The organism is Williamsia sp. 1138 (assembly GCF_002095435.2).
In the GTDB taxonomy this organism is placed as follows: Bacteria; Actinomycetota; Actinomycetes; order Mycobacteriales; family Mycobacteriaceae; genus Williamsia.
The window spans coordinates 218,692-239,660 of the sequence record NZ_MJEJ02000051.1; the positions used below are offsets into that span (position 1 = coordinate 218,692).

Annotated in this window: 20 protein-coding genes; 4 read left to right on the forward strand and 16 right to left on the reverse strand. The window is 65.3% G+C overall.

Translation table 11 applies throughout. The features are described from left to right. Positions 1-27: 27 nt before the first annotated feature. The 6 genes from mutM to rsmD all read right to left on the reverse strand — a co-directional run bounded on the left by mutM (position 28) and on the right by rsmD (position 4,327). Complete coding sequence (gene mutM / locus BH683_RS23205; protein ID WP_084838624.1) at positions 28-885, reverse strand: bifunctional DNA-formamidopyrimidine glycosylase/DNA-(apurinic or apyrimidinic site) lyase; 858 nt, start codon at positions 883-885, stop codon at positions 28-30. Then, positions 878-1,612, reverse strand: a complete 735-nt coding sequence (rnc, locus tag BH683_RS23210; RefSeq protein ID WP_084838625.1) for a ribonuclease III — start codon at positions 1,610-1,612, stop codon at positions 878-880. Before rnc ends, mutM begins: the two co-directional genes overlap by 8 nt. Next, positions 1,609-2,100 carry a YceD family protein gene (locus BH683_RS23215; RefSeq protein WP_084838722.1) on the reverse strand — a complete coding sequence of 164 codons (492 nt, stop codon included), beginning with the start codon at positions 2,098-2,100 and terminating at the stop codon, positions 1,609-1,611. Before BH683_RS23215 ends, rnc begins: the two co-directional genes overlap by 4 nt. A 174-nt stretch (positions 2,101-2,274) precedes the next feature. Further along, on the reverse strand, positions 2,275-3,048 hold the full coding sequence (locus BH683_RS23220) for a DivIVA domain-containing protein (RefSeq protein WP_084838626.1): 774 nt from the start codon (positions 3,046-3,048) through the stop codon (positions 2,275-2,277). A gap of 198 nt (positions 3,049-3,246) precedes the next feature. Beyond that, positions 3,247-3,735 (reverse strand): pantetheine-phosphate adenylyltransferase, encoded by a 489-nt coding sequence (gene coaD / locus BH683_RS23225; RefSeq protein WP_084838627.1) that lies wholly within the window; start codon positions 3,733-3,735, stop codon positions 3,247-3,249. A 13-nt stretch (positions 3,736-3,748) separates the two neighbouring features. Beyond that, a complete protein-coding gene (gene rsmD / locus BH683_RS23230; protein ID WP_084838723.1) occupies positions 3,749-4,327 on the reverse strand; it encodes a 16S rRNA (guanine(966)-N(2))-methyltransferase RsmD in 579 nt (192 codons plus the stop codon). Positions 4,328-4,514: 187 nt separating this feature from the next. Here rsmD and ectA point away from each other — a divergent pair, with 187 nt between their 5' ends. The 4 genes from ectA (at position 4,515) to BH683_RS23250 (ending at position 8,038) form a co-directional block, all read left to right on the forward strand. Continuing rightward, positions 4,515-5,036, forward strand: a complete 522-nt coding sequence (ectA, locus tag BH683_RS23235; RefSeq protein WP_084838628.1) for a diaminobutyrate acetyltransferase — start codon at positions 4,515-4,517, stop codon at positions 5,034-5,036. 181 nt (positions 5,037-5,217) lie between these two features. Further along, entirely contained in the window at positions 5,218-6,495 is a 1,278-nt protein-coding gene (gene ectB / locus BH683_RS23240) for a diaminobutyrate--2-oxoglutarate transaminase (RefSeq protein ID WP_084838629.1), read from the forward strand. Between the two features lie 37 nt (positions 6,496-6,532). Further along, the gene (locus BH683_RS23245) at positions 6,533-6,931 is read left to right on the forward strand and encodes an ectoine synthase (protein ID WP_084838630.1); all 399 of its coding nucleotides are present in this window, start codon (positions 6,533-6,535) and stop codon (positions 6,929-6,931) included. 234 nt (positions 6,932-7,165) lie between these two features. Beyond that, complete coding sequence (locus tag BH683_RS23250) at positions 7,166-8,038, forward strand: Sir2 family NAD-dependent protein deacetylase (protein WP_084838631.1); 873 nt, start codon at positions 7,166-7,168, stop codon at positions 8,036-8,038. A 1-nt stretch (position 8,039) separates the two neighbouring features. Here BH683_RS23250 and proB read toward each other — a convergent pair whose 3' ends face one another. From proB to BH683_RS23300, 10 genes are all read right to left on the reverse strand, one after another. Then, a complete protein-coding gene (proB, locus tag BH683_RS23255) occupies positions 8,040-9,146 on the reverse strand; it encodes a glutamate 5-kinase (RefSeq protein WP_084838724.1) in 1,107 nt (368 codons plus the stop codon). Then, positions 9,136-10,605, reverse strand: a complete 1,470-nt coding sequence (gene obgE, locus BH683_RS23260; RefSeq protein WP_084838632.1) for a GTPase ObgE — start codon at positions 10,603-10,605, stop codon at positions 9,136-9,138. The genes proB and obgE overlap by 11 nt, the downstream gene beginning before the upstream one ends. Before the next feature lie 99 nt (positions 10,606-10,704). Then, entirely contained in the window at positions 10,705-10,968 is a 264-nt protein-coding gene (gene rpmA, locus BH683_RS23265) for a 50S ribosomal protein L27 (RefSeq protein ID WP_084838633.1), read from the reverse strand. A gap of 31 nt (positions 10,969-10,999) precedes the next feature. Then, entirely contained in the window at positions 11,000-11,311 is a 312-nt protein-coding gene (rplU, locus tag BH683_RS23270; RefSeq protein ID WP_084838634.1) for a 50S ribosomal protein L21, read from the reverse strand. A 169-nt stretch (positions 11,312-11,480) separates the two neighbouring features. Further along, the gene (locus tag BH683_RS23275) at positions 11,481-14,960 is read right to left on the reverse strand and encodes an Rne/Rng family ribonuclease (protein ID WP_084838635.1); all 3,480 of its coding nucleotides are present in this window, start codon (positions 14,958-14,960) and stop codon (positions 11,481-11,483) included. Between the two features lie 362 nt (positions 14,961-15,322). Then, positions 15,323-15,736, reverse strand: coding sequence for a nucleoside-diphosphate kinase (gene ndk, locus BH683_RS23280; RefSeq protein ID WP_084838636.1), 414 nt, complete (start codon positions 15,734-15,736; stop codon positions 15,323-15,325). A 135-nt stretch (positions 15,737-15,871) separates the two neighbouring features. Continuing rightward, positions 15,872-16,264 carry a hypothetical protein gene (locus tag BH683_RS23285; protein ID WP_084838637.1) on the reverse strand — a complete coding sequence of 131 codons (393 nt, stop codon included), beginning with the start codon at positions 16,262-16,264 and terminating at the stop codon, positions 15,872-15,874. A 153-nt stretch (positions 16,265-16,417) separates the two neighbouring features. Next, positions 16,418-16,834, reverse strand: a complete 417-nt coding sequence (locus BH683_RS23290; protein WP_084838638.1) for a DUF4233 domain-containing protein — start codon at positions 16,832-16,834, stop codon at positions 16,418-16,420. Continuing rightward, positions 16,831-18,249: a folylpolyglutamate synthase/dihydrofolate synthase family protein gene (locus BH683_RS23295; RefSeq protein WP_084838639.1), complete on the reverse strand. Its 1,419-nt coding sequence runs from the start codon at positions 18,247-18,249 to the stop codon at positions 16,831-16,833. The genes BH683_RS23290 and BH683_RS23295 overlap by 4 nt, the downstream gene beginning before the upstream one ends. Beyond that, positions 18,246-20,921 carry a valine--tRNA ligase gene (locus tag BH683_RS23300; protein WP_084838640.1) on the reverse strand — a complete coding sequence of 892 codons (2,676 nt, stop codon included), beginning with the start codon at positions 20,919-20,921 and terminating at the stop codon, positions 18,246-18,248. Before BH683_RS23300 ends, BH683_RS23295 begins: the two co-directional genes overlap by 4 nt. Between the last annotated feature and the right edge of the window lie 48 nt (positions 20,922-20,969).

The window sequence follows — 20,969 nt, forward strand, 5'->3', positions numbered from 1 at the left end:
ATGACGATCATGCCCGACGCGCAGCGGCTAGAACCGCGGGCGAACCTGGCACCTGGGGCAGCTGAAGGAACTGCGATTCATGAAGTGCTCCCGTCGCATCGCTGCACCGCAGCGCCGGCAGGGCTTGCCCTCTCGCCCATAGGCGTTGAGCGAACGCTCGAAGTAGCCTGACTGGCCGTTGACGTTGACGTACAAGGCATCGAACGAGGTGCCGCCCTGGTCGAGTGCCTCGGACATGACGGCGGCGGCATTGTCGAGCACTGCGCGCAGCGACTTGACCGGCAGTTTGTCGGTGAGCCGCTGACCGTGGATCTGACTGCGCCACAGCGCTTCATCGGCGTAGATGTTCCCGACCCCGGATACCACCGTCTGATCGAGAAGAGCACGTTTGATCTCGGTGTGCTTGCCGCGCAGGACCTTGACGACGGCCGACTGGTCGTAACCGGGGTCGAAGGGGTCGGGTGCGATGTGCGCGATCGATGCGGGGACGGAGCCCACGATGTCGTCGACCATCCACGAGCCGAAAGTTCGCTGGTCGACGAACCGCAATTCGGTGCCGTCGTCAAGAGTGGCGCGGATGCGCAGGTGCTTTTCGTCGACTGCGCCCGCGGACTGGACGAGCATCTGTCCGCTCATGCCGAGGTGCACGAGTATGGCGATCGGGTCGGCGGCCGCTGCCGGATCCGCCTCGAGCCACAGATACTTACCTCGTCGCCGAGCCGCTGTCACCGTCGCCCCGGCCAGCAGACCGATGAGGTCTGCGGCGCCGCCGAGCTGTCGCCTCACCGCACGTGGATGTAGCACCTCCACGGCCACGATGCGTTTACCCACCACATGTCCGAGCAGGCCGCGGCGAACAACCTCCACCTCGGGCAGTTCAGGCATCGTCTCCGGTACCCGAGATCTCTTTCCACGCGGTGGAAGCCGCGATCTGTTCGGCTTCTTTCTTGGTTCGTCCGACGCCGGAACCCATCGAATCGCCTCCGACCATCACCGTCGCGGTGAACTCCTTGCAATGATCAGGGCCGGTCGAGGTGATCTGGTACGCCGGAACCCCCAGGCCCTTCTCGGCGGTCAGTTCCTGTAGTGACGTCTTCCAGTCGAGTCCGGCGCCCAGTGCCGCCGACCGATTCAGCGCCGGCTCGAACAGCGCGAGCACCGTGGTCCGCGCAGTTTCGAGGCCGTGTTCGAGGTGGATGGCGCCGATGAGCGCTTCCATACCGTCGGCGAGGATGCTCGCCTTGTCCCGGCCACCGGTCATTTCTTCGCCGCGACCGAGTCGCAGATGCGCACCGAGTCCACCCGGGCCGAGGCCTTTCGCAACTGCGGCGAGCGCGTGCATGTTCACGACGCTGGCTCGGATCTTGGCGAGCTCACCTTCCGGACGGTCAGGGTGCGTCCGGTAGAGCTGCTCGGTGATGACGACCCCGAGAACCGAGTCGCCCAGGAACTCCAGCCGCTCGTTGGTGGGCAACCTACCGTGCTCGTACGCGTACGAGCGGTGCGTCAGTGCCAGCGTCAGCATTTCGTCTGACAGAGAAATGCCGAGCGCCGCAAGCAGGTCTGAATGGTCGACGTCTGCGCCGGCCACCTCACGAACGCTGTCCGTCACTTTTTCGACTCAGGATCCTCGGCGAACTTCGATGCCAATCCAGCCCAGCGTGGGTCGATGACATCGTGCTGGTGACCGGCCTCGGCGAGGTCCAGCCGGATCCCGCACTCCGGGCACAATCCCGGACAGTCCGGTCGGCACAGCGGGGTGTGCGGCAGGTCGAGCGCGACGGCGTCGACAACCGCTTGCTCGAGATCGATCTTGTCGTCGACGATCCGATGAATGTCCTCGGCATCGGTCGTCTGTTCCGTCGCGCTGTTCGGGTACGCGTACAGCTCGGTCACGTACACGCTGGCAGTCCCCGCGATCGGCTCCAGACAGCGGACACACTGCCCTTCCGTCTCGCCGCTGACGCATCCGGTGACCAGGACGCCCTCCGAGACCGCTTCCAGACGTAGGTCGAGATCGACGTCACTGCCCGCCGGGATCGCGATCATGTCCAAACCGATCCGCGGGGCAGGGGTGATGGCACGATGCACCTCTCGCATCGAGCCGGCCCGTCTACCCAGACTGCGAATGTCCAGGGTGAAGGGGCCGTCGATGGTGCGATCGTGGCGTGATTGTTTGTTTTCGCGCTGCGACACAAGGAACCACGATACGCCTGTGATGGGCTGTGGCCGCAATCCATGACGCGCGGGGTCGGCCGCGCCACAAATCGCGGGTCAGACGGCCATTCCGGTACCGAAGTCGCCGCGTCGGACGTGCTCGGCGTAGTCGTGGACACCCGCCCCGGTACGCAGCTGCTGCCGCCCGCGGTTGACCGAACGAATCGTCCCGGTCAGCAGCTCCTCGAACTCCGCGAGTTTGTTGTCCACATAGATATCGCATTCGCCGCGCAGACGATCGGATTCGGCGTGTGCCGCGTCGATCACCCGCTCGGATTCCGCCCGCGCGGCCTGTACGACCTCCGTCTCGGAGACCAACCGCTGCTGCTCGGCAATCCCCTCGGCGACCGACCGTTCATAGTTGGCGTTGCCCGACTCGATCATCCGCTCGGCCTCGGCATGCGCGCGCCCGGTCACCGACTCGTACTCGCGATGCGCGGCCGAACCGATGCGCTCGGCCTCCGCGGTGGCGTCGGACAGCAACTGTCCCGAATGTGACTGCGCTTCGGCGACCATCCGATCGGCCGCGGACTTGGCCTCGGAAAGCACCCGGTCGGCCTCCGACCTGGCGTGAGCGAGCGTCGAATCAGCCTCGGCGGTGGCTTCACCGACCATGGTGTCGGCATGCATCCGGGCATCGCCGATCAGCTTGTCTCGCTGGTCGAGGACGTCCTGCGCGTCATCCAGGTCGCCAGGTATGGCGTCCTTGACGTCGTCCAGCAGCTCGAGAACGTCGCCTCGAGGAACGACGCAACCCGCTGTCATCGGAACACTGCGCGCTTCTTCGACGATGGCGCCCAGTTCGTCCAGTGCTTCGAAAACCCGGTACACAGCTACCTCACTCCTCGCCGCACATGCCGAACGAGCCCGGTCGACTCGTCCCCGTCACAGTGCGATCAGTGGTTGGTGTTAATTCTGTGACTATTGTGCCCAATGTTGCGCCTGTGACGCCGCAACCGGGCCGGTGTGTCGGCTCTACGGTAGGACGAACACCCAGGGCACACCAGGTGTGGAAAGAAATTTCCGGCGTCAGACCTGTCGTTCGTCGGACAGCTTCGCCAGCAACTGCTCGTGCACCAGAGGAGGAAGGAAGTCGCCGACCGCTCCCCCGAGGCGTGCGACCTCCTTGACGAGCGAGCTGGAAACGTGCGCCAGACGCGGATCGGTGAGCAGGAATACGGTCTCCACGCCCGTCAGATCACGATTCATCTGCGCCATCGGCATCTCGTACTCGAAATCGACAGCACCGCGGAGGCCCTTGACGATGGTGTCGAGGCCCTGCTGCCGCACATAGTCGACGAGAAGCCCTTGCCAACTGTCGACGCGCACGTTCGGCAGATGCGCAGTGGTTTCCCTGATCAGCTCGAGCCTCTCGTCTATACCGAAGAATCCATGCTTTTTCGGATTGACGGTCACCAGGATCACCAGTTCGTCGAAACGGGCGGCTGCGCGCTCGAACACATAGAGGTGACCGGAGGTCACGGGGTCGAACGATCCTGGACACACGGCTCCGGACATGGCTGCCAAGTTATCAGTCCGCCGCGCCGGCGCCGTCGACCGAGGACGCGAACTCGGCCAGTTCGATTCGGGTCTCGCCGTACTGCCGGACCTGCACGTCGGTGAACTCTTCTGGCCACTCTGTGGCCGCGCTACGCGCAGATCGCTCGACGACGACCATCCCGCCAGGCACAACGCGACCTGTGGCGAGCAAGCGTAGGAGCTCCGACAGTTGCTCATCCGGTAGGTCGTAGGGCGGATCGGCGAACACGATGTCGGCGACCTTCCCCTGCGTGCGAAGGTGATCGACCACCCGGCGCCGCGCGACCACCGCGCCGGTAAGGCCGGTGGAGCGGATGTTTGCCTCGATCACCTTGGCCGCCTTGCTTCCGGATTCGACCAGCACCACGGAGGCGGCACCGCGGGACAGCGCCTCGAGCCCCAGCGCCCCTGACCCCGCGAACAAATCGAGCACCGCCGCTCCATCGAAATCGACGCGGGCCGCAAGGATGTTGAAGACCGCTTCCCGGACGCGGTCGGTGGTCGGCCGGGTGCCCGCCTCGGGTACGGACAGCCGTCTGCCCCGGGCGGCGCCGGCGATGATGCGGGTCATGATGTCCATTGTCCAGCTTGATCCACCGCCGATTCGCACCGGCATGCGTCTGCATTGGTTGAACAGATCAAGTATTTGTGAGCCACCTCACAAAGCACCGCTGAGCAGGGGCTAAGGGGGTGCTTTCGGCACCAATTCCCGTAGGTGGGTGACATTGGTGTGATGCCTTGTTAACTTGAAAATCGATATGAGCCCAACTCAGATCAGCGCTACCCTAACCGCCGCGCCGGACGCGGTGGCATTTCGTAAGCCAAAGGTTTCCGACGGAGTCCGGCTCTGGGAAATCGCCCGTGACTCGAAAGTTCTCGATCTGAACTCGAGTTACGCCTACCTTCTGTGGTGTCAGGATTACGCCCAGACTTCAGTGGTCGCCGAGGTGGACGGCAAAGTGGTCGGTTTCGTGACCGGCTATCTGCGCCCGCAACTCCCGGACGCGGTCATGGTGTGGCAGGTAGCTGTCGACGCCGACCAGCGGGGACTCGGATTGGCCGGAAAGATGTTGAGCCAGCTGATGGATCGGCTCGAACCTCGCGGCATCACCACGCTGCACACCACCATCAGCCCGGACAACACCGCATCGCAGGCCTTGTTCGCCGGCCTCGCCGAACGTCGAGGGATGGACTTCCGCAGGGAAGACCTCTTCTCCCCCAACGACTTTCCGGATGATCACGAACCAGAAGATCTGTACATCGTCGCTCCGCGACGCTGACACCGACATCTGACGAACGGTCGACGCCACCCCGGATCGACCCCTATCGCGGCCTGTCACGGTCGCTGACGGCAGGCGCGGGGATTGACCCCCCGCCCGCCAGTACTTTGTTCATCAGTCGAATGATGGCTGCCCACCAGTCGCATGGTCGACTGAATTTTCGCACCCTTCGGAGGACGAAATGACTGCATCTGTGCAAGAGACCTTTTCCAGCAATATCTTCGAGACCCGCGAGTCCGAGGTCCGGAGCTACAGCCGAGGCTGGCCCGCCATCTTCACCAGCGCCAAGGGCGCGTGGTTGACCGATCGCGACGGCAAGCAGTACCTCGACTTCTTCGCCGGGGCCGGAGCGCTCAACTATGGGCACAACAATCCGGTCCTGAAGGCCGCACTCCTCGACTACATCGAGAGCGACGGGATCACCCACGGCCTCGACATGTCAACGGTCGCCAAAGGCGAGTTCCTGCAGACGTTCCAGGACAAGATCCTCGAGCCCCGTGGACTCGACTACAAGGTCCAGTTCCCCGGCCCGACCGGCACCAATGCGGTCGAAAGTGCGCTGAAGCTCGCCAGGAAGGTGACCGGTCGAACCTCGATCATCAACTTCACCAACGCATTTCACGGCATGACTCTGGGTGCCCTTTCGGTGACCGGAAACTCCATGAAGCGTGCGGGCGCCGGTATCCCGCTGGTACACGCCACCCCGATGCCGTTCGACAACTATTTCGGCGGCGTCATGGAGGACTTCAGCTGGTTCGAGCGCGTACTCGACGACTCCGGCAGTGGGCTGAACCGCCCGGCAGCAGTCATCGTCGAGACGGTTCAAGGTGAAGGCGGCGTCAACATCGCACGGCCGGAATGGCTTCAAGCTCTTGCCGAGCTCTGCAAGCGCCGCGAGATCCTGCTGATCGTCGACGATGTGCAGATGGGCTGCGGACGCACCGGCCCATTCTTTTCGTTCGAGATCGCCGGCATTACGCCGGACATCGTCACGATGTCGAAGTCGATCGGCGGCTACGGGATGCCGATGGCGCTGACCCTGTTCAAGCCCGAGCTGGACGTGTGGTCGCCGGGTGAGCACAACGGAACCTTCCGCGGGAACAATCCCGCTTTCGTGACCGCCAAAAAGGCGATCGAAGAGTACTGGTCGGACGACACCTTCGAAAAAGAGGTCATCGCCAAGGGTGAGCGCATCCGCGACTTCTTCATCTCACTGTGCAGCGCCCACCAGGGCATCAGCACCCGTGGACGCGGCATGGTCCAGGGTCTGGTGTTCGAGGACGCCGACGCGGCCGCCAAGGTGTGTGGGCTCGCGTACGACCGAGGCCTCCTGGCCGAGACGTCGGGTCCGTCCGACGAGGTCGTGAAGTTGCTGCCTCCGCTGACCATCACCAACGAGGAACTCGATCAGGGTCTGGCCATCCTCGGGCAGGCCACCGCAGAGGTCCTCAACTCCTGATTCGGCCGAAATCTGAGCTATCGAAAGGATTTCATACATGATCGTGCGCACCACCCAAGAAATCACCGGCACCGACCGTGACATCGAAGCGGAGAACGGTAATTGGCGTTCCAAGCGCATCGTGCTCGGCGGCGACAAGGTTGGATTCTCGTTTCACGAGACCACCATCAAGGCGGGCTCGGTCAACGAGTTCCACTACGCCAACCACGTCGAGGCGGTGTGGCTCGTCGAGGGCGAAGGCACTCTGACGGACCGGGAAACCGGCGAGGTCTACCCTCTCGGCCCGGGCTCGATGTACCTGCTCAACGGTCACGAGCGACATACCGTCAAGGCCGACACACAGATGGTCATGCTCTGCGTGTTCAACCCGCCTGTGGTCGGTAATGAAACGCACGACGAGAACGGGGTCTATCCCCTCGTGACCGTCGGCACCTGACGGGGTTCGGCCCACCGCGCGCGCAGTTCGCGGACGGGCCTTCGCCTGGGTAGCGCTGGCCGGGCGTTTACACGAAGACGCCAGGTTCGCCCGACCCCCGAACCGCCGCGGCGCACACCTACAACGCGGCCGGACCCATGAAGGCTCGGCACCCCTGATCAGGGTGCCGAGCCTTTTCCCGTTGCCGAGCCTTTTCCCGTTGCCGATGACGGGAGTCCCGGTACTGTGGTTGAAGTGCGTACTCGCCCCGTTCAGTGGGCACCAGCCCAGCCGACAACGCCCGATCCGGACCTGCCCGACCGCATGGACCGCCTCCGCGAACTGCTGTCCGGTGCACGGACCCTGGCCCTGACGGGCGCCGGCGTATCCACCGATTCGGGCATTCCCGACTACCGCAGCCCCGGCACACCTGCGCGCACCCCCATGACGATCGACATGTTCCTCAGCACCCCTGACTTCCGACGCCATTACTGGGCCCGCAACCACCTCGGGTGGCGGCACATGGACTCCGCGCTACCCAACGCAGGCCATCGCGCCCTCGCAACGCTCGAGCGCCGAGGCGCGGTCAGCGGGGTGATCACCCAGAACGTGGACATGCTGCACCTCAAGGCCGGCAACCGCGCCGTCCTCGAACTCCACGGTTCATACGGGCGGGTGAGATGTCTCAGCTGTGATCACAAGATCTCCCGGCATCACCTCGCCGACTTACTCGAGCCGGTGAACGCCGACTTCGTCAGTCGAATCCGTGGCCGCGGTGCGATCGAGTTCGCGCCCGACGCCGATGTCGTCGTCGCGGACACCACCGACTTCAGCATGGTCGACTGTCAGATGTGCGGCGGAATACTGAAACCCGACATCGTCTACTTCGGAGAAAGCGTGTCGAAGACTGTTGTCACGCAGGGGTTTTCCATGGTCGATGACGCAGATGCCCTCCTCGTCCTCGGGTCCTCGCTGACGGTCATGAGTGGACTGCGGTTCGTCCGGCACGCCAAGCGCACCGGCAAGCCTGTGTTCATCGTCAACCGGGGTCACACCCGTGGGGATGAGCTCGCCACGATGAAGATCGACGGTCCCTGCTCGCAGGTGCTGGAGTCGCTGGTCAGCTGATCTACAGCGCGACCAGGTCGTCGGCGTGCACGACGGGACGGCGCAGGTCTGCGGGGAGTGCACCGCTCGACTTACCGAGCATCTCGCTGACCTCGGACGCGTCGTAGGCGACCACCCCGCGGGCTCGGACCTGTCCGGATTGGTCGGCGAGGTCCACGACGTCTCCGCCGAAGAACCTACCGGCAGCCGCAACGATCCCCGCCGAGAGCAGTGAGCGCCTGGCCGTCGACACCGCGCGCACCGCGCCGTCGTCGAGCACGAGTCGACCCGTGGCCTCCGCCGCATGCCGAACCCAGAACTTGCGGGCCGAAAGTCGTTGGGCGCGAGGCGCAAATGCGGTGCCAACTGACGCATCCGTCAATGCGGCCGCGGCATCGGCGGCCGCGGCCAACAGGACGGGCAGACCGGCGTCTGCGGCCAGACGTGCGGCAGACAGCTTTGACGCCATCCCCCCCGTGCCCAGCGCGCCACCTGTGCCGGCGATGACCCCTTCGAGGTCGTCGGGGCCGTCCACCTCGCGGATCAAGGTCGCTCCGCCCTTACGCGGATCACCGTCATACAGACCATCCACATCCGAGAGCAGGATGAGCGCATCGGCTCCCGCCAGGTGAGCCACCAGTGCGGCGAGCCGATCGTTGTCGCCGAACCGGATCTCGTTGGTGGCCACCGTGTCGTTCTCGTTCACGATCGCGACGGCGCCGAGCGAGCGCAGCCTGTCCAGGGTCCGCTGGGCGTTCGCGTGGTGGGCACGCAGCGACACATCATGAGCGGTGAGCAGCACCTGTCCGACCGTCCTGCCGTACCGAGCGAAAGACGTGTTCCACGCGTGTGCCAACGCCAGCTGACCGACACTGGCCGCAGCCTGCTTGGTCGCCAGATCCTGCGGCCGCGACCTCAGTCCCAGCGGGGCTATGCCGGCGCCGATCGCACCGGACGAAACGACGATGACGTCTGAACCCGAACACATGCGAGCCTCGATGGCGTCCGCCAGCGCATCGAGTCGACCGGTGTCCAAACCTGTCGTCAACTCCGTCAGAGCAGACGAACCGATCTTGACCACAACACTGCGTGCACCCGAAATTCGTTGGCGAGTAACGCTATCCACGATCGTCGGGTTCCTCGAGTTCGGGGTCCAGGCCACGGCGAAGGCGACGAGCAATTTTTCGGTCGGTGGCACCGATACGTTCGGGACGATCGAGCCTGATGTCGGATCCGCGTCCGCTCATCGGGAAGTCCTCGGCCACGGGGGTCATGGGTTCCCATTCGAACGTCACCTCTCCGATGGTCACCGAACAGCCGGCTTCGGCACCGAGTTTGATCAGCTCGGCCTCGACCCCCAAGCGATTGAGCCGGTCGGCGAGGTATCCGACGGCCTCGTCATTGCCGAACTGGGTCTGCTTGATCCAGCGCTCCGGCCGGACGCCGCGCACGATGAACGCACCTGGCTCGGCGGGGTCGGAGATGATCGAGAAACCGTTGTCGTCGGTCGCGATGGGCCGGATCACCGGGCGTCGCGCAATCGGCTTGGGGTGATCGATGCGGTACTGGCGCACGAGATCTGCGAGGGCGTAGGTGAGTTCTTTCAGACCCTTGTGGGTCACCGCCGAGATGGCGAAGACCGGCCAGCCGCGTTCGGAGAGTTCCGCGGTGACCATCTCGGCCAGTTCCGCGGCCTCCGGCACGTCGATCTTGTTGAGGATCACCACCCGAGGCCGATTCGCCAGCTCGCCCAGCCCGGTATCGGACTGCAGCGCAGGCTGGTAGGCCGCGAGTTCACCTTCGAGTACGTCGATATCGGTGATCGGGTCGCGGCCGGGCTCCAGGGTGGCGCAATCGACCACGTGTGCCAGGACCGCGCATCGCTCCAGATGCCGGAGGAAGTCCAGACCCAGGCCCCGACCGGTGGACGCTCCCGGGATCAGTCCCGGTACGTCGGCGATGGTGAACACATCCGAGCCGCTGTTGACCACACCGAGGTTCGGTCGCAGAGTGGTGAACGGGTAGTCCGCGATCTTCGGCTTTGCCGCCGACAGCACGGACACGAGCGAGGACTTGCCCGCGGAAGGGAACCCGACCAGCCCGACGTCCGCGACGGACTTGAGTTCGAGTACGAGCTCGCGAATCTCGCCTTCTTCGCCGTTGAGGGCAAAGCCGGGCGCCTTGCGTGCGCGCGACGCCAGCGACGCATTGCCGAGCCCGCCGCGACCACCGGACGCGGCGGCGAAGGTGGTGCCCTCACCGACCAGGTCGGCCAGCAGGCGGCCTTCCGCGTCGAGCACCATCGTGCCGTCGGGTACGGGAAGAATCAGCGGTTCACCGTTGGCGCCGTCACGGTTCGCGCCCGCACCCGGACGACCGTTTCCGGCTTTGGCGTGGGGATGGAAATGGAAGTCGAGCAACGTGTGAACCTGCGGATCGACGACCAGGGTGACGTCGCCGCCGTTGCCCCCGTTGCCGCCGTCTGGTCCGCCGAGCGGCTTGAACTTCTCGCGGTGCACTGACGAGCAGCCATGTCCCCCGTTGCCCGCGGTCGCGTGAATCGTCACGCGGTCAACAAATCTCGACATTTTTTCACCTTGAGAGAGTTCGGAGAATTCCTAAGGGGCGGACCGGATCGAATGACCCTGCCCGCCCCTTGGGAGCTATGAAAAGCCGGCTACGCGGGTTCAGGCCTGCGCAGGTTCCGGCACGATGTTCACGGTCTTGCGGCCGCGCTTCGCACCGAACTCAACAGCACCTGCAGCGAGAGCGAACAGGGTATCGTCGCCGCCACGCCCGACATTCACGCCGGGGTGGAAGTGAGTGCCGCGCTGACGGACCAGGATCTCGCCCGCGCTGACCTGCTGGCCACCGAAGCGCTTCACACCGAGCCGCTGGGCATTCGAATCGCGCCCGTTGCGCGAGCTTGATGCACCCTTCTTATGTGCCATGACAGATCTCCTGAAAAGTGTGGTGGGCTGTTTACTTGATACCGGTGACCTTGAGAACCGTCAGCTTCTGACGATGCCCCTGGCGCTTGTGGTAGCCGGTCTTGTTCTTGAACTTGTGGATCTTGATCTTCGGTCCCTTGACATGCTCGACGACCTCGGTGGTCACCGAGATCTTCGCCAGCTTGTCGGCGTCTGTCGTCAGGTCCGCGCCATCGACGACAAGCGTCACGGGCAGCGCGACGGTGTCGCCCAGCTTGCTGTCAATCTTCTCGACCTTCACCAGATCGCCTTCAGCGACCTTGTACTGCTTACCGCCGGTCTTGACGATTGCGTACGTTGCCATCGGAGAGCTACCTCTTACTGTCTGTCGTGGTTCGTTCGGGCTCTTGCCCGTTGCCGATCCGGCCGGGCGCTGCAGGACACAGCGCTATCCGTCCGCCGAATGGCGACTGATCCAGGTTACGGGAGTATGGCCGACCGGGTCAAACCAGCGTCTGTCGCCGTGTCCCCGATCACTCCTCCACCGGCGGCCCTGCCGGCCTACCGGCTGCCCGCCGACGCGGCTTGCGTCGTACGGCGACCGCCGGCTCATCGGATGGTGTCGTCGAACCCGACGTCGTGATGGGCCCCGACGTCGTCACCGGCGGGGTCGTCACCGGCTCCGCAGTGATCACGTCGGTGATCACCGCCGTATCCGGCGACGTCACTGTCGGCGCCGCCGCCTTGCGACGGACTGCACGGCGCCGCTTCGGGGGTGCTGCTGTCTCTGCCGTCGGTTCGGGCTCCGGCGTGGTGGGCTGGGCCACGACAACCGGCTCGTCGCCGGCGGGCGGCTCAGCCTCAGGCGCAGCCACCGCCGTTTGCTCGGCCGAACCGGCCGGAGATGTGCTCTCCGTGGCCTCGACGACCGACGACGTGGCGTCCGGCGCAGCGGCTGGTTTGCTGCCGTTTCGCCCCGCCCCGCGCCTCGACCTGGACCTCGAAGAACCGTTGGTCCTCGGCTCGACCTCCGGGGCGGTCTTCTCGTCCGGTGTCTCGGAGGCGTCTGAAGCGGCCGGGTTCGACGCCGAGTCGGTGACCTCGAAATCCTTCAGCTCCTCGCCGGTGACCTCCGGCGTCTGCGCCTCCGGGTCAACGGCGTCGGGATCGGTCGTGTGGCTCGCCATCGCGCGGAACATCGGGTGCTCCGCCGGACTGTGGGCGGCCGGCTTGGTCTCCGCAGCGGCGGGCTGGTCGGGCTTGCCATTACGCCGATTACGCCTGGCACGCTTCGCGTTGTCGCCTCCACCACCCGCGCCGCGACCGGGGTCGTCGCCGCCGCCGGAGATCTCCACCGGGTTGGCATGTATGACGATTCCCCGGCCGTTACAGCACGTACAGGTGGTCGAGAAGGCCTCGAGCAGTCCGGTTCCGAGTCGTTTACGTGTCATCTGGACCAGGCCCAGCGAGGTCACCTCGGACACCTGATGGCGGGTGCGATCACGGCCAAGTGCCTCCGTGAGCCTGCGCAGCACCAGGTCCCGGTTCGATTCGAGGACCATGTCGATGAAGTCGACGATGATCATGCCGCCGATGTCGCGGAGCCGCATCTGCCGCACGATCTCTTCGGCGGCCTCGAGGTTGTTCCGCGTGACCGTCTCTTCCAGGTTGCCGCCGGAACCCGTGAACTTGCCGGTGTTCACGTCGACCACTGTCATCGCCTCGGTGTGCTCGATGATCAGCGTTCCACCGGAGGGCAACCAGACCTTGCGATCGAGCGCCTTCGCGAGCTGTTCGTCGATCCGATGAACGTCGAACACGTCGGGGGCATCGGCGTGGGCCTTGTCGAAACGCTCAGTGCGATCGAGCAGATCGGGCGCGACGCTGCGAACGTAGTTCTCGACCTGGTTCCAGGCGCCGTTTCCCTCGACGACGAGCTTCTTGAAGTCCTCGTTGAACAGGTCGCGGACGACCTTCACCAAGAGATCCGGCTCTTCGTACAGGGTCTGCGGAGCCGCCGATTTCGATTTGCCCGCCGCAGGATTGGCAGCGTTGATGGTCTCCCATTGCTGCTGGAGTCGTTCGATGTCGCGGGTCAGCTCGTCCGCAGCCACCCCTTCGGAGGCGGTACGGATGATCACACCGGCGTCGTCGGGGACGATCTTGCCGAGAATTGCCTTGAGCCGCTTGCGCTCGGTGTCGGGCAGCTTACGACTGATGCCGGTGGATCCACCCCCGGGGACGTACACGAGGTAACGTCCCGCCAGCGAGATCTGTGTGGTCAGCCGTGCACCCTTGTGCCCCACAGGATCCTTGCTCACCTGCACGAGAACCGGGTCTCCGGGGCGCAGAGCTTGCTCGATCTTGCGTGAGCCGCCGTCGAGTCCGGCCGCATCCCAGTTGACCTCACCGGCGTAGAGCACGCCGTTGCGTCCCCTGCCGATGTCGACGAACGCGGCTTCCATACCCGGCAGGACATTCTGTACCCGGCCGAGGTAGATGTTGCCGACCATCGACGAAGAGTTCGAGGTCGTCACGAAATGTTCGACCAGCACGCCGTCTTCGAGAACAGCGACCTGCGTGTAGTCGCGGGTGGCCTGCGGCGCCGCGTCACCACCGTTGTCACCGTGGGCGTCGTGGGTCACGGTCGCCGCGACTCCCGAGCGCTCGCGGACGACCATCACACGGTCGACGGCTTCGCGCCGGGCCAAGAATTCGGATTCGCTCAGGATCGGCGGCCGCCTGCGGCCCGCATCGCGTCCGTCCCGACGTCGCTGTCGTTTGGCCTCGAGCCTGGTGGACCCCGAGATGCCCTGGACTTCGTCGCGCCCTCGCGCCTTGTTGCGCGGTTCGCGCTCGTGAACGACCGTGTTGGGCGGATCATCAGAGGGTCCGGAGTCGTCGCCATCACCGCCCTTGCGACGACGGCGACGCCGACGCCGACGGTTGGCAGAGCCGCCATCGGCGGAGTCGTCCTGGTCATCCGACTCCGCCGAGTCGGCGTCGGGATCGGTCTCCGACTCCTTCGACTCCTCGGTATCCGGCTTGGCCGCGGCATCCGAGGTCGCTGCCTCGTCTCCGCCCTGCTCGCCCTGGTCGTCTTCGCTCTCGGTCCTGGGCTTCTTCGGCCGGCTCCGCTTGCGTTTGCTGCTCTTGATGTCCGGCTTGTCCGACGTGTCGGCGTCGTCCGAGGTGGGTTTGTGGTCGGAAGAGTCTGCTGATCCGGCCTCGTCATCCGAGGTGGCCGAGTCGGCACCGGTGTCCTCGTCGGAGCTGTCCTGATCATCCGCGGTGCTCTGGTCGTCGGTGCCGCCCTGGTCACCGCGACCGCGGCCGCGACCACGACGCCCCCGACGCCGCTTGCGGGACGCGGTGTCACCGTCGTCATCGGAGTCGTCCTGATCAGAGGTGTCATCGGTGTCGGCCGGTTGCTCCGTCGACCGGACCGATTGCTCCGCCGACAGGAACAGCGGCGAACCACCGGCGGCGGGTGCCGCCGGGGCGGAGCTGGTGCGCGGCAGCTCCTCTTCGATCGCCGAGAAAAGATGTGGGGTGGAGGTGACAGAAGGCAGCACCTCGACGGAGGCGGCGACCTCATCGGACGCCTCCGCCGTGCTCGCCTCGGTGACGACCGGCTCATCGGCCCCGGCCGGAACGTCGTCTGTGGTCTCTTTCTCCACCGGAGCAGGTGCGGGCTCGTCCACGGCCTGAGTGGCGGGCGGAGTTGCCTCTACGTTCTCGTCGCCCTGCGCGGTGGCCACGGGGCTCTCGCCGGTGACACCCGCGCTCGCAGGGTCGTCGCCTGCGGCGATCTTGTCGCGCACCGCGATGGCGGTGCTCCTGACGATGCTCGATTGTGGGCTGCGGGCCACGATCCCGAGGTCGGCGAGATGCACCAGCACCTCACGACTGCTCAGACCAAGAATTCTGGCCAGCGCATGCACGCGCATCTTGTGCGGAAACTCTTGCGCCGAATTCGTATTGACTTCGTCCGGCGACTGGTTGTCGGCCACGTATTCTCCTCGAGCCCCCGGGCGCGGATAAACGCGGCCACGCGAGGGCTGTGCTATTTACCCGGCCTGGGCCGGGATTGTAGGTCTCGCTTCGCCCGGTTTCCGCGAGAACTTCTCGCATTCACCGGCGACGCCTGGCGTGATGACTTGACTACTGCCCGAGTGCCGCGATGTCCACACCACGACAGGTGAAAAACCACCTGAGTGGGGACCGAGCACACGAGCTGATCATCTGGTCGTCGGCGCCCCTTGTCCATTAAACAGAGCAGTGGGCTCGACAACCGTTGTCAGTATCCCACACAACCGACCCGGCGCTGCCGAGTCCACCGACATCACCCGGATTCGGGCGTCAGGCCGACCTGTCAGCCGAGGTCAGGGAACCAGAGCGCGATCTCGCGCTCTGCCGAGTCCGGCGAGTCCGAGCCGTGTACGAGATTGAACTGAGTACTGAGGGCATAGTCGCCCCGGATGGTGCCCGGGACAGCTTTCTCCACCGGGTCGGTGCCGCCGGCTATCTGTCGGAATGCGGCCACTGCGCGCGGGCCCTCGAGGACAGCCGCGACCAGGGGGCCCGACGTGATGAATTCGAGCAGGGATGGATAGAAGGGCTTGCCCTCGTGCTCGGCATAATGGCCGGCCGCTATGTCATCGCTGACGGTCTTGAGTTCGAGGGCGACAAGGCTCAGGCCCTTGCGCTCGATCCGCTCGATGATGTCGCCGACGAGCCCACGCTCGACGCCGTCGGGCTTGATCAGTACCAGAGTCCGTTCAGTCACCCGACAAGACTAACCCGACGGCACTTCGAGACGTGGACCCGACTGTGCGTCGAACAGAGCTAGGGGCGTCGAACCGAGCCAGGGGCGTCGAACCGAGCCAGGGGCGTCGAACCGAGCCAGGGGCGTCGATCCGGGCTAGGGCTGGCAGTACTGTCCTTCGACGGCGAAGAATCCATAGCTGAAGACGCCTCCGGACGTGGGCGCGGGGTCGATGACGACCTGGACGCAACCACCGGGCGATGCGAGAGCTTCATCGACGACGATGTCGAAGCGGGCCGCGAGCGCGAGGTTCGCCGGCTTGTACTCCGCAGGCACCGGAATCGAGGCGACGAACTCCGGAAGGTTCATGTCAGCTGCGCGCTGAGTCAGCGCGTGAGTCGCGATGTAACCGAACTGACTGTCTCCCACCGGCATCGGCGAGCTCGCCTCAGCAGAAGCAGCCCCAGCTCCTGTCGCAGTTCCTGCGATGACACAGGCGGCACCCGCGGCGGCGAGTACGGCAGGAACGAACTTTGCGGAGCGTGACATATATATGTGTACCTTTCGAGTGCTTCACGGTGTGGTGTGCCTGCGATCTTGTCAGCACCCCGAGCCGGGCGAAACCCGATTTGCGACTTTTCAGGTCACGTTCCGGCAACATCGCCGCGCGACTCCTCCTGACCAGCCCACACCGGCGAGCGGTCAGTCGGCGATGCGTTCCTGCCCGTTCAGCAAGCCGCGTTCCATGCGCAGCCGGACATCCCGTTTGATGTAGGCGATGTAGAGCCACACGATCATGAAGACGATCCCGACGACTCCGATGGACCAGTGGACGATCCAACCGGCGATCGTGATCACTTGTAGCGCAAGGTCATACGGCAACGCCCACGATCGGCCCTGCAATCCCGAACCCAGGATCATCGCAAGCGTGAGCACACCGAGGTAGGTCCCCGAAGCAACGGTCAGACCGCCCCCGACCCGCACGACGATGGGAAATGCCAGCAACACCACGATCGCTTCGAGGATCAACGTCCCTGCCATCACCCCGCGCAGGCCGCGCCACGGATCGACGGTGGGCGGCGTGAACCTCGCTGGTAACTCGGAAGATTCGTCGCTCATGCCGGGTCCTTTCCGAACAGCGTGCGTGCCGCACCCGCGGTGACGACCGAGCCGGTGATCACCACGCCCGTCCCGGACATCCCCTCGGAGTCGTCGAGATTTTCCTCCGCGAGCTCGATCGCGGCCTCGACGGCGTCGGGCAGGAATCCGTGAACCTTCACCCTGTCCTCGCCGAAGATCGCGGTGGCCACCTCCGCCAAACTCTCGGGGTCCATCGCGCGGGGGGATCCGTTGTGCGTCAACACGATGACGTCGAACACCGGCTCGAACGCGGTGAGCAAACCCGCAGCGTCCTTGTCGGCGAGCACGCTGACCACCCCGATCAGTCGCCGGAAATCGAACTCGTCCTCCAACGCCGCCGCCAGCGCCGCCGCGCCGTGCGGGTTGTGGGCGGCGTCCAGGAATACCGTTGGCGCCGAACGCACTCGCTCGAGTCGGCCCGGACTCGTCGCCGCGGCGAAGCCGGCACGGACCAACTCCGAATCGAGCTGGCGATCCGCGCCGGCGCCGAAGAACGCCTCGACAGCTGCGAGAGCCAAAGCCGCGTTGGACGCCTGATGGGCGCCGTGTAGCGGCAGGAAGATCTCGGGGTATTCGCCGCCGAGTCCCTGCAGCGTCAGCAACTGTCCCCCGACAGCGACCCGCCGCTCGAGCACCGCGAACTCGGAGCCCTCACGGGCGACGAACGTGTCGGCTTCGACAGCTGCTCGCAAGAGGACGTCCGCAACTTCCTTCTCCTGCACCGCGAGGATCGTCACCGGATCGGTCGGTACCAACGAGTCCGGCGCCTTCTTGATGATCCCGGCCTTCTCCCCCGCGATCTCGGTGAGCGTGTCGCCGAGATAGTCGGCGTGGTCGAGGGCGATCGGGGTGATCACGGCGACCGTGGCGTCGATCACGTTGGTGGCGTCCCATCGTCCACCCATGCCCGTCTCGACGACGGCCACCTCGACCGGCGCCTCGGCAAACGCGGTGTACGCCATCGCGGTCAGTACCTCGAATTTACTCATCCGGGGCCCGTCGGCGGCCAAGGAGCGGTCGTCGATCATGTCGATGTACGGCTCGAGTTCGCGGTACGTGTCCACATAGGCCCGTGGCGTGACGGGGACCCCGTCTATGGAGATGCGTTCGGTGGCGAGTTGCAGATGGGGGCTGGTGATCCGGCCCGTCCGCCGGTGAAAGGCGGTGAGCAGAGAATCGATCATCCTCGTCACCGACGTCTTGCCGTTGGTCCCCGCAACATGGATCGCCGGATACCCCTTTTGGGGGGAACCCAGCAGGTCCATCAGCGCCGAGATGCGCGCCAAGGACGGATCGATCTTGGTCTCGGGCCAGCGGGTATCGAGGGAGGCCTCGACCTCGCCCAATTCGGCGAGATCATCCGCGGTCGGCTGCGTCGGATCCGGCTGGGTCACGATTGGCCTTCCAGCGCTGCCAGCGCCGCTGTGATTCGGGCGACCTCGTCACGCGCCACCTGCTGACGTCCGCGAATCTTGTCGACCACGGCATCGGGAGCCTTGGAAAGGAACTGCTCGTTGCCCAGTTTGGCCGTGGTCCCGGCGAGTTCCTTCTCGTTGGTCGCCAAGTCCTTGGTCAGCCGCCGCCTCTCCGCCTCGACGTCGATGGTCCCGGAGGTGTCGATGCGAACGACCACTGTCGTGTCCCGCAATCGGACCTCGATCGTGGCGGTGGCCGAGAAGTCCGCGTCGGCGGGGTCGAGCCGCGCCAACGAATCGAGGTAGTCGCGCTGGGCTGTCAGGCCCGCCTCGGCGAGCCCCTCCAGTTGAACGGCCACCCGCTGCGAGTCCTTGACACCTTGATCGCTACGGAACCGGCGGATCTCGGTGATCAGCCGCTGAGTGTCCTCCACCCGATGCCGGGCGGTCAGGTCCACGGCCTCGCCCGATCCTTCCGGCCAGTCGGCGATGACCACCGACTCGCCCCCGGTGAGGGTCTTCCAGAGCACCTCGGTGACAAAGGGCATGAACGGGTGCAGCATCCGCATCAGGGAGTCGAGGACGGTTCCGAGCACGAGTTTTGTTGCCGCCGTGACGGCTTCGTCACCTCGCGCGAACTGCACCTTGGCCAGCTCGAGGTACCAGTCACAGAACTCATCCCATGCGAAGTGGAACAGCGCCTCACACGCCTTGGAGAACTCATAGGCCTCGAAACCCGCGTCGACGTCGGCGCGGACCTCCTCGAGCCGATCGAGGATCCAGCGGTCGGTGTCCGTCAGCTGATCACGCGGTGGCAACTCACCCACGGCAGCACCGTTCATCAGCGCGAACTTGGTGGCGTTGAACAGCTTGGTGGCGAAATTGCGCGACGACTGCGCGTGACCTTCTCCCACCGAGAGATCGCCGCCCGGATTCGCGCCACGCGCCAGGGTGAACCGGAGGGCGTCGGCGCCGTATTGGTTCACCCAGTCCAGCGGGTCGATACCGTTGCCCTTGGACTTCGACATCTTGCTGCCGTGCTCGTCACGCACCAGCCCGTGCAAGAACACGTTCCGGAAGGGCACGGGTGTGTCGGTGCCGGTCTGCTCGCCCAGCGACTTCGCCACGTACGTGCCGAACATCATCATCCGGGCGACCCAGAAGAAGATGATGTCGTAACCGGTGACCAGTACCGATGTCGGATAGAACTTCTTCAGATCGTCGCCGACCTCCGGCCAGCCCATGGTCGAGAACGGCCACAGTCCCGACGAGAACCAGGTGTCGAGGACGTCGTTGTCCTGCACATAGCCCGCCGGCGCCTCCTCATCCGGTCCGACGCAGACCATGTCGTCGTCGGGGCCGTACCAGACCGGGATCCGGTGCCCCCACCACAACTGCCGGGAGATGCACCAGTCGTGCATGTCGTCGACCCAGGCGAACCACCGTGGTTCGAGAGACTTCGGGTGGATCACGGTGTCGCCGGAGCGCACCGCGTCACCGGCGGCCTTGGCGAGGCTCTCCACCCGAACCCACCACTGCATGCTCAAGCGGGGCTCGATCGGCTCACCGCTGCGCTCCGAGTGTCCGACGCTGTGCAGGTACGGCCGCACCTCTTTCACGATGCGGCCCTGCTCGGCGAGGACTTCCCGGATCTTCACGCGGGCCTCGTAGCGATCGAGGCCGTCGAACTGGGTTCCGGTGCCCGTGACGTGCGCGGTCTCGTCCATCATCGTCGGCATCGGCAGATTGTGCCGGGAGCCGAGGGCGAAGTCGTTGGGGTCGTGCGCCGGGGTGATCTTGACGGCACCGGTACCGAACTCCGGGTCCACGTAGTCGTCTGCGACCACGGGGATCCGGCGATCGACGAAAGGATGGTCCAGCTCTGTGCCCACCAGGTGCCGGTAGCGGTCGTCGTCGGGGTGCACCGCGATGGCGGTGTCGCCGAGCATCGTCTCGAGCCGGGTCGTGGCGACCACGATGTGCGGCTGCGTGTCGTCGAGGGAGCCGTACCGGAAGCTGACCAGCTCGCCTTCGACGTCGGAGTACTTCACCTCGATGTCGCTGATCGCGGTCTGCAGGACCGGCGACCAGTTGACCAGTCGCTCGGCCCGATAGATTAGACCTTCGTCGAACATTCGCTTGAACACCGTCTGCACCGCGCGCGAGAGCCCGTCGTCCATCGTGAACCGTTCGCGAGACCAGTCCACGCCGTCGCCGAGGCTGCGCATCTGCGCGCCGATGGTGCCGCCCGACTCGGCCTTCCACTTCCAGACGCGATCGATGAAGTCCCCGCGGCCGATGTCGCCACGGTTGATGCCCTCGGTGGCCAGCTGTCGCTCCACGAGCGACTGGGTGGCAATGCCCGCATGGTCCATGCCCGGGAGCCACAGGACCTCGAAGCCACGCATCCGGCGCTGCCTGCACATGGCGTCCATCAAGACGTGGTCGAGCGCGTGCCCCATGTGCAGCGAGCCCGTCACGTTGGGGGGCGGCAGCACGATCGAGAACGGCGGCTTGTCACTCGTCGCATCCGCGGTGAAGTACCCGGCATCTACCCAGGTCCGGTACAGCTCAGCCTCGTGTACCCCGGGATCCCAGGTCTTGGGCAGGGCGGCGGAACTGGTTTCGGCGTGCGGGGACGATTCGGTCACCGGCCAATTCTAGGCAGTCGCCTCGGGGGCGACGAAGCCGCAGGTGGT

Bases quoted from the DNA above. Each gene is read 5' to 3' on its own strand.
- BH683_RS23245 (WP_084838630.1), top strand. From the start codon at position 6,533: ATGATCGTGCGCACCACCCAAGAAATCACCGGCACCGACCGTGACATC.
- obgE (WP_084838632.1), bottom strand. From the start codon at position 10,605: ATGTCGAGATTTGTTGACCGCGTGACGATTCACGCGACCGCGGGCAAC.
- BH683_RS23215 (WP_084838722.1), bottom strand. From the start codon at position 2,100: ATGCGAGAGGTGCATCGTGCCATCACCCCTGCCCCGCGGATCGGTTTG.
- ectB (WP_084838629.1), top strand. From the start codon at position 5,218: ATGACTGCATCTGTGCAAGAGACCTTTTCCAGCAATATCTTCGAGACC.
- ectA (WP_084838628.1), top strand. From the start codon at position 4,515: ATGAGCCCAACTCAGATCAGCGCTACCCTAACCGCCGCGCCGGACGCG.
- BH683_RS23285 (WP_084838637.1), bottom strand. From the start codon at position 16,264: ATGTCACGCTCCGCAAAGTTCGTTCCTGCCGTACTCGCCGCCGCGGGT.
- rpmA (WP_084838633.1), bottom strand. From the start codon at position 10,968: ATGGCACATAAGAAGGGTGCATCAAGCTCGCGCAACGGGCGCGATTCG.
- BH683_RS23290 (WP_084838638.1), bottom strand. From the start codon at position 16,834: ATGAGCGACGAATCTTCCGAGTTACCAGCGAGGTTCACGCCGCCCACC.
- coaD (WP_084838627.1), bottom strand. From the start codon at position 3,735: ATGTCCGGAGCCGTGTGTCCAGGATCGTTCGACCCCGTGACCTCCGGT.
- rsmD (WP_084838723.1), bottom strand. From the start codon at position 4,327: ATGACCCGCATCATCGCCGGCGCCGCCCGGGGCAGACGGCTGTCCGTA.
- mutM (WP_084838624.1), bottom strand. From the start codon at position 885: ATGCCTGAACTGCCCGAGGTGGAGGTTGTTCGCCGCGGCCTGCTCGGA.
- rplU (WP_084838634.1), bottom strand. From the start codon at position 11,311: ATGGCAACGTACGCAATCGTCAAGACCGGCGGTAAGCAGTACAAGGTC.